The organism is Luteibacter flocculans, assembly GCF_023612255.1.
Classification (GTDB): domain Bacteria; phylum Pseudomonadota; class Gammaproteobacteria; order Xanthomonadales; family Rhodanobacteraceae; genus Luteibacter; species Luteibacter flocculans.
Genome location: NZ_CP063231.1, coordinates 368,717 through 381,261 on the forward strand (window position 1 = coordinate 368,717; position 12,545 = coordinate 381,261).

Annotated in this window: 12 protein-coding genes; 10 read left to right on the forward strand and 2 right to left on the reverse strand. The window is 65.0% G+C overall.

Annotated features, from left to right (window positions below; translation table 11 throughout):
• Window positions 1-8 precede the first annotated feature (8 nt).
• From IM816_RS01515 to IM816_RS01560, 10 genes are read left to right on the forward strand one after another with little or no spacing between them, the layout of a single operon-like run.
• The gene (locus IM816_RS01515) at window positions 9-590 is read left to right on the forward strand and encodes a hypothetical protein (RefSeq protein ID WP_250339507.1); all 582 of its coding nucleotides are present in this window, start codon (window positions 9-11) and stop codon (window positions 588-590) included.
• A 23-nt stretch (window positions 591-613) separates the two neighbouring features.
• Window positions 614-1,216, forward strand: coding sequence for a cob(I)yrinic acid a,c-diamide adenosyltransferase (cobO, locus tag IM816_RS01520; RefSeq protein ID WP_250340671.1), 603 nt, complete (start codon window positions 614-616; stop codon window positions 1,214-1,216).
• A complete protein-coding gene (locus tag IM816_RS01525; protein ID WP_250339508.1) occupies window positions 1,213-2,502 on the forward strand; it encodes a cobyrinic acid a,c-diamide synthase CobB in 1,290 nt (429 codons plus the stop codon). Before cobO ends, IM816_RS01525 begins: the two co-directional genes overlap by 4 nt.
• Window positions 2,499-3,407, forward strand: a complete 909-nt coding sequence (gene cbiB, locus IM816_RS01530) for an adenosylcobinamide-phosphate synthase CbiB (RefSeq protein WP_250339509.1) — start codon at window positions 2,499-2,501, stop codon at window positions 3,405-3,407. Before IM816_RS01525 ends, cbiB begins: the two co-directional genes overlap by 4 nt.
• Window positions 3,400-4,401, forward strand: coding sequence for a threonine-phosphate decarboxylase CobD (gene cobD / locus IM816_RS01535; RefSeq protein ID WP_250339510.1), 1,002 nt, complete (start codon window positions 3,400-3,402; stop codon window positions 4,399-4,401). The genes cbiB and cobD overlap by 8 nt, the downstream gene beginning before the upstream one ends.
• Window positions 4,398-5,864 carry a cobyric acid synthase gene (locus tag IM816_RS01540; RefSeq protein WP_250339511.1) on the forward strand — a complete coding sequence of 489 codons (1,467 nt, stop codon included), beginning with the start codon at window positions 4,398-4,400 and terminating at the stop codon, window positions 5,862-5,864. The genes cobD and IM816_RS01540 overlap by 4 nt, the downstream gene beginning before the upstream one ends.
• A complete protein-coding gene (gene cobU, locus IM816_RS01545; protein ID WP_250339512.1) occupies window positions 5,858-6,379 on the forward strand; it encodes a bifunctional adenosylcobinamide kinase/adenosylcobinamide-phosphate guanylyltransferase in 522 nt (173 codons plus the stop codon). The genes IM816_RS01540 and cobU overlap by 7 nt, the downstream gene beginning before the upstream one ends.
• On the forward strand, window positions 6,376-7,419 hold the full coding sequence (cobT, locus tag IM816_RS01550) for a nicotinate-nucleotide--dimethylbenzimidazole phosphoribosyltransferase (protein ID WP_250339513.1): 1,044 nt from the start codon (window positions 6,376-6,378) through the stop codon (window positions 7,417-7,419). Before cobU ends, cobT begins: the two co-directional genes overlap by 4 nt.
• On the forward strand, window positions 7,416-7,955 hold the full coding sequence (locus IM816_RS01555; RefSeq protein ID WP_250339514.1) for a histidine phosphatase family protein: 540 nt from the start codon (window positions 7,416-7,418) through the stop codon (window positions 7,953-7,955). The genes cobT and IM816_RS01555 overlap by 4 nt, the downstream gene beginning before the upstream one ends.
• Window positions 7,952-8,671, forward strand: a complete 720-nt coding sequence (locus IM816_RS01560) for an adenosylcobinamide-GDP ribazoletransferase (RefSeq protein WP_250340672.1) — start codon at window positions 7,952-7,954, stop codon at window positions 8,669-8,671. The genes IM816_RS01555 and IM816_RS01560 overlap by 4 nt, the downstream gene beginning before the upstream one ends.
• Window positions 8,672-9,751: 1,080 nt before the next feature.
• Here IM816_RS01560 and IM816_RS01565 read toward each other — a convergent pair.
• Window positions 9,752-11,086: an RHS repeat-associated core domain-containing protein gene (locus tag IM816_RS01565; protein WP_486624463.1), complete on the reverse strand. Its 1,335-nt coding sequence runs from the start codon at window positions 11,084-11,086 to the stop codon at window positions 9,752-9,754.
• Between the two features lie 450 nt (window positions 11,087-11,536).
• Window positions 11,537-12,445, reverse strand: a complete 909-nt coding sequence (gene grxD / locus IM816_RS01570; RefSeq protein ID WP_250339516.1) for a Grx4 family monothiol glutaredoxin — start codon at window positions 12,443-12,445, stop codon at window positions 11,537-11,539.
• Between the last annotated feature and the right edge of the window lie 100 nt (window positions 12,446-12,545).

Sequence of the window (12,545 nt, forward strand, 5' to 3'; positions counted from 1 at the left end):
GTTCCACCATGAAACCGCTGTCCCGCCCGATGTTCGCGGCCGTTGCCGCTCTGTTCGCCGTGGTCATGATCGGCACGCGCTTCCATCACTTCGGCGATGCGTTGCACTTGCCCGACGCATCGATGGCACTGTTCTTTCTCGGTGGCATCTATCTGCGCAAGCACCTGGCCTTCGTCGCCTTCGTCGTGCTTTCCGTTTTGGTGGACTGGTATTCGGTGAGCTATGCAGGTGTCAGCGACTTCTGCATTACCGTGGCCTATGCATTCATGCCGCTGGCCTACGCGGTGCTCTGGTACGCAGGCCGCCTGCTGGCGCCTCGCTACGACGGTTCGCTGCGCTCGCACGCGCTGGTGTTCGCTGGGCTGCTGGTGAGTGCAACGCTGTCTTATGCAGTCTCCAACGGTGCCTTCTACTGGCTCGGTGGGCGCTATACGGCACCGCACATGGCGGAGTACGTCCAGCGCTTCGCTCAGTGGGCACCGCTGTTCGTGCGTGCGGCAGCCGGGTACGTGCTGGTGGCCCAGGTGATCCAGGCACTCGTGTTCCGCTTCGTGCCCGGTCAGCGTGGGCAGCGTACGGCGCAGGCATGAACGAGACGACGCCCTGGGCCGCCATGGACGACGAGGCGCGCCACCGCGACCGCATGCGCCGCAAGAAGGAGCTGATCGATCGCCGCATCGCACGTGCGACGATCGATCGCGGCGTCCTTGTGGTGAACACCGGCAATGGCAAAGGCAAGAGCTCGTCGGGCTTCGGCATGCTGGCGCGATCGCTCGGGCACGGGTTCCGCTGCGGCGTGGTGCAATTCATCAAGGGCAGTTTTTCGACGGGCGAGGAAGCCTTCTTCCGCGTGTTCGAAGATGGCCCCTTGAGCTATCACGTGATGGGCGAGGGCTATACGTGGGAGACCCAGGACAAGGCGCGCGACATCGCCGCCGCTATGGCGGCCTGGGAAGTCGCGGAGGGCATGTTGAGCGATGCGAGCATGGATTTCGTGCTGCTGGACGAGTTGAACATCGCCTTGGTGAAGGGCTATGTCCCGCTCGATCGCGTGCTGGCGGTACTCCTCGCGAGACCGTCGCAGCAGCACGTGGTCATCACGGGGCGCGGTGCGCCGGATGAACTGATCGCGCTGGCCGATACCGTGACGGAGATGCGCGTGATCAAGCACGCGTATCAAGCGGGTATCCGTGCGCAGAAGGGGATCGAGCTATGAGTCGCCACTGCCCCGCGCTGTTCGTGTCCGCGCCGGCCTCCGGGCAGGGCAAGACCAGCGTCACTGCTGCCCTGGCACGCGCGCATGCACGTCAGGGCAAGCGGGTGCGGGTGTTCAAGACGGGCCCCGACTTCCTCGATCCCACCATCCTGGCGCGCGCCAGTGGCGAGCCCGTGTATCAATTGGACCCCTGGATGGGCGGGGACGATGACGTGCGTGCGCGCCTGTACGAGGCCGCCGGTGATGCCGACCTGATTCTGGTCGAAGGCGTGATGGGTCTCTTCGACGGTTCGCCGTCGAGCGCGGATCTCGCCATCGCGTTCGGTCTGCCAGTTCTCGCGGTGATCGACGGTAGCGCCATGGCGCAGACCTTCGGGGCGCTGGCACACGGACTGGCGACGTATCGACCGTCACTTCGCCTGAGCGGCGTGCTCGCCAATCGCGTCGGCAGTCCGTATCACGCCGGCTTGCTGCGGGACAGCTTGCCTGCCGATATCGACTGGTACGGCGCGTTGCCGCGTGATGCCGCGTTGACCTTGCCGGAACGTCACCTCGGCCTCGTGGCTGCCGCGGAGCTGGACGACCTCGACGCCCGGCTGGATGCGTTGGCCGATGTCTGGGAGGCGCAGGATCGTGTCGCGCTTCCGCCACCCGTGACCTTCGATGACGTCGCGCTGCCGGCATCGCGCGTGCGTCTCGATGGGGTGCGCATCGCGGTCGCGCAGGATGCGGCGTTTGCCTTTCTGTATCCGGCGAACATCGATTTGCTCCGCGAGGCCGGTGCGGAGCTGCTCTTCTTCTCGCCGCTCGCGGGCGATCCGTTGCCGGCGTGCGACGCGGTCTGGTTGCCGGGCGGCTACCCGGAACTGCACATCGACACATTGGCGGCACGCGACGATCTTCGACGCGATCTTCGCGCACACGTGGACGCCGGCCGGCCACTGCTCGCCGAATGCGGCGGTCTGCTCTACGCGTTGGATCGGCTTGCGGATCGCGAGGGGCATACCGGCACGATGGCCGGACTGCTCGAAGGACACGCGACGATGCAGCCCCGGCTCGCCGCACTGGGCATGCAGGAGGCAGCGCTTCCGGAGGGAGTTCTGCGCGGACACTCGTTCCACTATGCGCAGGCGAGCATCGGCAGCGATGCGTTGGCAACCGCACACAACCCGCATGGTGGGCCCACGGCGGAGCGCATTTATCGACGCGGCCGCATGACCGCGAGTTTCGTGCATTTCTGTTTCCCGTCGCAGCCGGACGCGGCGGTGCGCCTGTTCCTGCCATGACGTTCGCGCTCACGCTGTTCGCGGCCTGCCTGCTGGATGCGTCGCTCGGCGAGCCGCGGCGCTATCACCCGTTGGTTGGGTTCGGTCGGTGGGCGAGTGCCGTGGAACGGTGGCTGCATGCGGACAACCGCTGGGCCGGCATCGTCGCCTGGGCGGTGGCGGTACTTCCGGCGGTCGTGCTGTTGTGGAGCGTTCGCCGAGTTGTTCCGTTCCCGGTGACGTGTGCCATCGACGTCCTCGTGCTCTACTTCGCGCTCGGCCGCCGCAGCCTCGGCGAGCATGCGCGACCCGTTGCCGATGCCCTGGACGAGGGCGATCTCACGACGGCGCGCCTCGCCGTCGGGCGGATGGTCAGTCGCGATACCGAGGTGCTCGACGCGTCACAAGTCGCCGCGGCAGCCACGGAATCGGTGCTCGAAAACGGGCATGACGCCGTGTTCGGTGCCTTGTTCTGGTTCGTGCTGCTCGGTGCGCCCGGCGCCTTGTTGTTTCGTCTCGCGAATACGCTCGATGCCATGTGGGGCTACCGCACGCCGCGCTACGGGCGTTTTGGCAGCGCGGCGGCACGCATCGACGACGTGCTCGGGTTTGTCCCCGCGCGGCTGACCGCATTCACTTATGCCTCCCTTGGCCATTTCGTCACGGCATGGCGTTGCTGGCGCACGCAGGCCCCCATCTGGGACAGCCCGAATGCGGGCCCCGTGATGGCGGCGGGGGCGGGCGCCTTGCGCACGCAGCTTGGCGGCGCGGCGCCCTATCACGGCCAGTGGGAAGAGCGCCCGATCCTTGGCGAGGGCGATGCACCGGATGCGCAGACGATTCGCCGCGCATTGCGCCTCGTGGATCGCGGCACGATCGCCTGGCTCGTGGTCGCGTCGCTGGGCGGGATGGCTGCGCATGCTTGAGCACGGTGGTCGACTCGAACGCGCCGCGCGCGACTACGGCATCGCTCGCGACGCGTGGCTCGACCTCTCCACGGGCGTGAGTCCCTACGGTTGGCCCGTACCGCCGATCCCTCCGCGTGTCTGGCAGCGTCTTCCCGAAGATGACGATGGGCTGCTTGATGCTGCACGCGCGTACTACGGTGTTCACGACCTGCTGCCCGTGGCGGGATCGCAAGCGGCCATCGCCGCGTTGCCGCGGCTGCGTGCGCGATCGCGCGTCGCCGTGATCGAACCCACCTACGCCGAGCATGCCCATGCCTGGCGGCAGGCCGGGCACGAGGTGACATCGCTGACGCTGGCCGATCTGCTCGCTCGCGTCGCTGACTTCGATGTCGTGATCGTCGTTCGTCCGAACAATCCGACCGGTGAGTGCGCATCGCGCGAGCAGTTGGTCGATGCGATGAGACGTCGCTCGGCAGATACCGGAGCGTCGATGTGTGACATGCCCTGGCTCATCGTGGATGAGGCATTCGTCGATACGCGTCCGCAGGAGAGTCTTCTTGCGGATCGGTGCGAAGGGCTCGTCGTGCTTCGCTCGGTCGGCAAGTTTTTCGGCCTCGCCGGTGCACGTGCGGGCTTCGTTGCGGCATGGCCCGCCTTGCTCGATGCGCTGGCGGAGGCATTGGGGCCCTGGACGTTGAGCGGACCGACGCGGTACGCGCTGACCCATGCGCTTGCCGATACGGCATGGCAGGCCACGGCGCGTGACTGGCTGCAGCGTACGTCGTCGCGCCTCGCCACGTTGTTGAGCGGTCACGGCTTGCCGCCCTCCGGTGGCTGCGAGTTCTTCCAGTACGTTCGGCACGACCGCGCGGGGGCGTTGCACGACGCGCTGGCGCGACGCGCTGTGCTGGTCCGTCACTTCGCGACTCCGCAGGCACTCCGATTCGGCCTTCCCGCTGACGACGCGGCGTTCGCGCAACTCGATCGAGCGCTGGCCGAGGTGCTGGCATGAGCGCGAAGGTGCTCATGGTGCAGGGCTGCACGTCGGACGCCGGCAAAAGCACCGTCGTGGCCGCCCTGTGCCGCTGGTTGCATCGTCGTGGTGTCGCCGTCGCGCCGTTCAAACCGCAGAACATGGCGTTGAATTCGGCGGTCACGGTGGACGGAGGCGAAATCGGCCGTGCCCAAGCCGTGCAGGCGCAGGCAGCCGGCGTCGCCCCGCATACGGATTTCAATCCAGTGCTGCTCAAGCCGAACAGCGATACGGGCGCCCAGGTGATCGTGCACGGACATCCGGTGGGCAACATGGATGCCGTCGGTTACCACGCCTATAAGCAGGTGGCGATGGACGCCGTGCTCGCGTCGCACGCGCGGCTCGTCGATACCTACGAGGCCGTGGTGGTGGAGGGCGCGGGCAGTCCCGCGGAGATTAACCTGCGCGATCGCGATATCGCGAACATGGGCTACGCCGAAGCCGTCGATTGCCCGGTGCTGCTCGTCGCCGACATCGATCGCGGCGGCGTCTTCGCGCACCTGGTTGGTACGCTTGCGCTGCTGTCGGAAAGCGAACGCGCGCGCGTGGTCGGCTTCGCCATCAACCGTTTCCGCGGCGACCCGGCGTTGCTCCAGTCCGGGCTCGAGTGGCTTGAACAACATACCGGCAAACCTGTGCTCGGCGTGCTGCCCTATCTGCACGGGCTGGTGCTGGAAGCGGAAGACGCGCTCCCTCGCGAGAGCGAGCCGCGAAGTGGCGCACGCCTGCGCGTCGTCGTACCGGTGTTGCCACGGATCAGCAACCATACCGATCTCGACGCGTTGCGCCTGCATCCGGACGTTGCCGTGACGTTCATCGGCCCGGGCCACGCCTTTCCGCCCTGCGATCTCGTCGTGCTGCCGGGCTCCAAATCCACGCGCGCCGACCTGGCCTGGTTGCGTGCGCAGGGCTGGGACGAGGCGATCCTGCGCCATGTTCGCTACGGTGGCCGCGTGCTCGGCATCTGCGGTGGCATGCAGATCCTTGGGCGTACCGTGCACGATCCCGAGGGCATTGAAGGTCCGCCGGGGTCGAGCGACGGTCTTGGCCTGCTCGACCTCGAAACCACGCTGGCGCCAACCAAACAACTTCGCCTCGTGACCGGAAGGCTCGTATCCGGCGACGCCGCAGTAAGCGGTTACGAGATCCACTGCGGGGTAAGCGTCGGGCCGGCCATGGCGCGGCCTGCCTTGTGGCGAGACGACGGTCTGCCGGAAGGTGCTCGCTCGGATGATGGACGCGTCGTCGGTACCTACCTCCACGGCGTGTTCGATCATCCCGAAGCGCTGGCCTACTGGCTCGGCGAAGCGGGACTGACGGCGAGCGCGCCTCTCGACGTGATGGCACTGCGCGAAGCCAGCCTGGATCGCCTCGCCGATACCATCGATGCACATATGGATGTCTCCATGCTCGTGCGCTTGTTCGGCCTTGGCTCATGCTGACGCTCATTCTCGGCGGCGCGCGTTCCGGCAAGAGTGCGCTGGCGGAACGCCTCGCGATCGACAGTGGACAGGAGGTCGTCTACATCGCCACAGCGCAGGCGCTCGACGACGAAATGTCCGAGCGGATCGCGCATCACCGCGCTCGCCGTCCTGCCGAATGGATATCGATCGAACAGCCGCTCGCACTCGGTGCGACCCTGCGCGAGCACGCGCGTGACCATCGGCTGTTGCTCGTCGATTGCCTCACGCTGTGGCTGTCGAACCTGCTTGGCACAGGCGACACGCAGCGCTTCGTCACGGAGCGCGACGCGCTGCTCGATGCGCTGGTTGCCGTACCCGGCGACGTCGTTTTCGTAAGTAACGAGGTCGGACTCGGCATTACGCCGCTGGGCGAACTCACCCGCCGCTTCGTCGACGAAGCCGGCCGTCTCCACCAGGCGCTTGCGCAACGTTGTGACCGCGTGGTCTTCGTCGCCGCGGGCCTGCCCCTCACTTTGAAAGGACCGTCGCCATGACCGACTGGCTCACCGTGCCCTGTCGCATTCCGGATCGTGCCGCCGTCGCCGCCGCCACGGCGCGGCAGGGCACGCTGACGAAACCTCCAGGCTCGCTCGGCGCGCTCGAAGCTCTGGCCGTGCGGCTCGCGGGATTGCAGAGAAACGAGCGCCCCCGCGCCGACCGCGTTTGGATCGCCGTCTTCGCGGGCGATCACGGCGTGGCTGCAGAAGGCGTCTCCGCGTTTCCGCAGGCCGTCACGGGCGAGATGCTGCGCAACTTCGCGGGTGGCGGCGCGGCCATCGCCGTCCTCGCACGCGAACTCGGCGCCACCTTGGAAGTGGTGAATCTCGGTACGGTGAACGATCCCGGCGAGATCGATGGGGTTACCCGGCAGGTGATCGCGCCATCCACGGCGAATCTGCGTATCGAACCCGCCATGACCGACGCGCAACTCGATGCGGCGCTCGATGCAGGGCTTGCCAGCGTCCGCCATGCGGTCGCTGCCGGTGCCGAGATCTACATCGGCGGCGATATGGGCATCGGCAATACCACGGTGGCGAGTGCGCTTGCGTGCGCGCTGCTGGACGAACGACCGGAACGACTCGCTGGCGCGGGTACCGGACTCGATGCCGATGGCATCGCGCGCAAGGTTGCGGTCATAACGCAGGCGCTTCAGGGGCATGCGCTGGCGACCTCGCCACGCGAACGGTTGCGCCGCCTGGGTGGCTTCGAGATCGCAGCGCTGTCCGGCGCCTATGTGGCGGCCGCGCAACATGGCGTGCCCGTGCTGGTGGACGGATTCATCAGCAGCGTGGCGGCGCTTGCTGCGACGGCGCTGCATCCCGGCGTACGTCCATGGCTTATCTTCGGCCACCGTTCGCATGAGCAAGGCCACGCGCGGGTGCTCGCTGCGCTGGATGCCGAACCATTGCTCGATCTTGGCCTGCGTCTGGGCGAAGCCAGTGGCGCGGCACTGGCCGTGCCATTGCTGCGCCTGGCCTGCGCATTGCACGGTTCGATGGCGACATTTGCCGAAGCCGGAGTGTCGGAAGGATGAGCATCGATCTGCTTCGACACGGCGACACGGGTCAGCGCAGTTATCGCGGACAACTCGACGATCCGCTGTCCGAGCTTGGCTGGCAGCAACTGAGGGCGGCGGTGCGCGAACGGACCTGGGATCGCATCGTCTCCTCATCGCTGTCGCGTTGCGCCGCGTTTGCCGGGGAGCTTGCTGCGGAGCGCGGCGTGCCGCTGCGTATCGATGCGCGACTGGCCGAGTATCACTTTGGTGCATGGCAGGGCGTGCCCATCGAGACGCTCGCCGAACGCGATGGCGATGCGCTGGGGCGCTTCTGGGCGGATCCCGTTGCGTGTCCGCCACCGGAGGCGGAGACCTTCGATACGTTTCGTGCGCGCCTCGTTGCCGCACTCGATGAGGTGGCGGCCGAAGCGACCGATGCGCGCGTGCTGGTAGTGACGCATGGGGGCGCGATTCGTCTCCTCCGCTGCATCGCCGAGGGAAGAGGCTTCGGCGACATGGCGGGCATCGACGTTCCGCACGCGTCGTTGCATCCGCTCACCTGGGGGTGCTGATGCGCGGGCTGGCCGTCGCGTTTGCCTTTCTCACCCGATTGCCCGTGCCCGTGCAACGCGTCGATCCTGCGGCACAGGCGGCTTCGTTGAAGTGGTATCCGCTGGTCGGCGGCATCGTCGGTTTGCTGCTGGCCGGGCTCGTGGCGGTCATGCACGCGTGGCCGATGCTGCCGTTGGCCGCGGTGGTCGTGATCGCGTGGGTGGCTTTGACCGGGGCGCTGCATCTGGACGGCCTGGCGGACAGCGCCGACGCATGGATTGGCGGCATGGGCGACCGGGAGCGCACGCTGGCCATCATGAAAGACCCTTGCAGCGGCCCGGCGGGTGTCGTCGCGCTGGTGTCGGTGTTGCTGCTGAAGTTCTCGGCGCTGGCCACGCTGGGCGATACGTGGTTGCTCGTGTTGCCGCCTTTGCTGGCGCGCGGAGCGGTCGTGGCGTGGTTTCTCACCACTCCTTACGTGCGCAGCGGCGGGCTCGGCGAACCGCTGCGCGGCGCGCCCGCGAACGGGTGCTGGATCGCGCTCGCACTGAGCGCGGCGGTGTCGCTGGCGTTCGGTACGGCGGGCGTCTGGGCCCTCATCGCCGCCGTGACGACGGGCGCCCTATGGCGGCGTGCGGTCGTGCATCGGCTAGGCGGGTTCACCGGCGATACGGCCGGCGCGCTCGTCGAAATGATCGAGGGTGTGACGGTCGTCGTGCTGGTCGTCGCACGCTAGGTGATCGCGGCCGTGTCGACACTGTCATGGGTACTTCCAGGTTGTAGTCGACCAGCCTTCACTCGAACCTCGCTAGGGAATGCTGGGTGATTCAGGCCCGCGCCTGGAGGAAACTAAAAAGGCAGTTACCGTAACTGTTAAGCCAATCAAAACAGAATTTGCTATTAGTAATGCGAGGAGCGTTTCTCCACTCGACCGCGAGCCATCGTGCTCAAAAAGGCGAAGAAAATCGAAAACCGGAAAGCCCACGATGAAGTCCGCCCAGTTAATCCAGTCATCGCACGTATTCGAAGCCCCACAACCAATAGCTCCGGAAAGCCAATATAGAGAGAGGCCGAAATGTATGGTCGTGGACACGAGGAAAATCGACAATCTACGTTTTCTAACCATCACCTCAGCAATAAGCCTTTCAACGTGTCCTGATTCCAATCAGACGGCCTCCGTATATCGCTTGCCATAAATTATGGCTCCATTTGGTCTATAAATCTTTGAGCGGTACAGGATAGATGTTGACGTCTACTGCATCGCAAGTTTTGAGGTATGGCTTTTGCCGAATGGTGGTCGCGTGCGGTGTCGTCAGGGCAGTCCAAGCGGGTCTGGACATGGAACATTGACCGGTGCCGCGCCGATACGGTCGAGGGCAACACGCATCGCATCGGCCGATGCACCCGGCTGCTTCGTGCACGGTCGCTCACGAAGCGCCTGAAGCAGTGCTGGGGCCGCCGATATCGCCCGGGGTCCAACAAAACCAATCGCTCCCGCTGCCTCCCCGCGAATGACATCATCGTCGTCCCGCAAGAGCGCGATGAGGATGGCTATATCGGATTCGCTGACTTGCGTTGGGTTGCGCCTAACCCATTGGGTCAGGCGCACGGCTTCCTTTGCCCTGATATCCCGTGTCTTGCCGTGTTGGATGATGGCCGCTGCATCCTCAACCTGGGAGCTGCTGGCGCCCATTGCATCCGTAGGTGGCGGCGTCATCTGGCGCTCTGCCCTGCATGCTATGGAAAATAGCCCCCCTGTAATCAGGGCGCCGAGAAACAAGGTAGTACGGAGCATCACGCGTGACCTCTATTCATATCAGGGCTTGACGTTTGAAGGTGGTACAAATTCCCTTTGTACGGTATTTGAGCCGCGGCATCCTGTGATGTCCGCGCCGCCTGGCTTACTGAGGAGATCGTAAGCGTACTTTCCGCCACCGTACGTGTACGAGTCAGGCAATGTGAGTCCGTCGTAGTAGGTCGCTTCAGCACGAAGTGACTTCCACCCAGCAAAAGTATCGTCGACCTGACGTGTCTGCGAGATCATTGTGTTGACGTCGCCTGTCCCAACTTCCCACGCTTCCGAGTAAACCACGGTTTGCCCGTCCGGCGTGACGCCTGTAACGGTCTGGACAACATAGCCAGGGTTCTGGGACGGCTCAGAGAGTTGCCACTGGATTTGCCAGATCGCTGACCTGCTTCCGCCCTTGATCGTGCGATATCCGAGACGTTGATCAAGTCCCAGCACATCAGCCCAGGTCAAGGGCCTTCCACTGACGTATGCATAAGTGCTTATTCCGCCAGCTAGACCAATAGGGTCACTCTGGATATACCGCCCCGTTGCTGCATCAAAGGTGCGGTTGACGTTGTACTTCAACCCAGCCTCATTGTCCTGATACTGACCCGGAAACCTCAGGTTCAGCACATACCCCGTCGCCGACACCGGCTCGGCCTCACCGAACGGATTGGCTGCATAGTGCCACGTCCAAAGCACATCGCGGGCCGCTGACGTGACAACGCGGGGCGATCCCAAGCCATCGGCCGTGATGAAGCCAAGGGATGCACCATCCGCGACCGCCATCGGCACGCCGCCCACCGCAATGTAGTCGCGGGCATGGGTACCGCCAAGTTCTGAAAGCAGTTGGCTGCCCTCATCGTAGACGAAGCGCGTCGACGCAGAGCCGACGGTCTTCAGCACCCGCTCGCCGTTCGCGTTGTAGACGTAGCTGCCGACTGTGGCGCCGTTCTGCTGGACCACCGTCATCCGGTTGCGGCCGTTGTAGCCATAGCCCCACACTTGCCCTGCCGCCGCATTGCCGGTGGTGTTGCCATTGGCGTCGTAGGTCCGCGAGGCCGTGTCGATCGACGTCAGCCAGTGGGTGCCGGACTGGTAGCCGTACGTGCCAGTTGCGAGACCCGGGGCAGATTTACTGAGACGATCGCCGGTTGGGTTATAGGTGTATACCTCCAGTGGTGTGCCGCTCGCATCCAGGACGGCAGTCAGACGACCAAACGTGTCGTAAAGGTACTTTGCCGTGCTGCCGCCCGACTCGCTGACACCCGTGATATTGCCCATTTCGTCGAGTGAAAAGTGCAGTTCCAGCGCAGGAGCGACAATGTCAGTGACTCGGTAGGGTTTTTCAGCTAGCGCAATAGCTTATCGTTGAAGTGACGATGGGGCGTTTGCGTCTGGGCTATATGTCGCGCAGTTACGAATTTGCGAGACCGGTCACAGTCGTATGTGTCTCGGGCCGCTCTGTCTACATTCGATAAGCGCGGGGGATTCGCAAGGCTTGGCCGAAAAAGTGTAGGTCATGAAACGACAAAGGTCGCAACTTTCCTGACGCATTGACCGGCAGGTGCCGAGCTGCGTCCAGCATCGAAGGCTCGAAGATATCAAGGTCTGCGGCCCATGCCCTCGCAGCCTCCCTCTTTCCGTGCCTACTTTTTGACGTCCCGTAGGTGGACGGGTTCGTGGGCTTCAAGGACACACGAATCTGACGGGCATGGTTGCTCACCGCGCCCGGTGCCCTCCCCATCTCGCGGCAGGGTTGCCCCTGCCGCGGATTGCCGCTACAGCGGCTGTTACAAGGATGCGGCAGGCTTAGCCGCCGATCTCACGCATCCAGGCGTCCATGCCGCCTTCGACATTGAACACCTGCGTGAAGCCGTGCGCGGCGAAGCGCTCGGCGGCGGCGCGGCTGGAAACGCCGACGTTGCAGATGAAGGCGATCGGCGTGTCCTTCGGGAGCTGGCCCAGTGCCTCGTAGCCTTCGTTTTCGAGAATGCGCGCGCCCGCGATCGGTTCGACCATCGCGCGGTTGTGCGCCGGGCGCGTATCGACCAGCACCACGTCGCCCGCGTCGAGCTTCGCCTTCAGCTCCTGCACGCCGATCGATGTGATCTCGGCGGCGCCCGGGAACTTGAGGCTCAGGCCTTCGCCCTGCACGGTGGAAACCCAGTCGATCACGATGCCGTTGGCGCGTGCAGCGCTGCCCGGATCGAAGTGGACTTCGATGCCGCTGGCGACCGTCACGATGTCGTGGTCGCCTGCCGGCGCCAACTGGAATCCGGCGCTATGGTCCGGGCCGATCTCCAGGTGCAGCGCCATGCCTTGTGCGTTGGCCATGCCGCCGCGAATGGCTTCCGCTGCCTTCTCGGTGATGGTGATTTCCGGCGGCGTGCGGTCCGGTGCGGCCTGGCCGAACAGCGTGTGCAGTTCGCCGCTCGTGTACATCTGACGAATGATGTCCGATCCGCCGACCAGTTCGCCCTTCACATAGAGCTGCGGAATCGTGGGCCACTGGCCGAATTCCTTGATGCCCTCGCGGATCTCCGGGTCTTCGAGCACGTTCACCGTGTGGTAGCTCGGGATCACGTCGTTGAGGGTATTGATTGCCGCGGCGGAGAAACCGCACATCGGCTGCTGGCGCGTGCCCTTCATGAACAGCACGACGTCGTGCTGGCCGAGCAGGGTTTCGATGCGCTCGCGGGTGGGAGTATCAAGGGCCATGGGGGTCACCGCGGAGGAAAGGGGGCCATTTTACCGGCATCCACCGCACATGGGCCCGTTCCGCCCCGTTTCAACCGGCCAGGCGCCTGGGCGCCCGGCC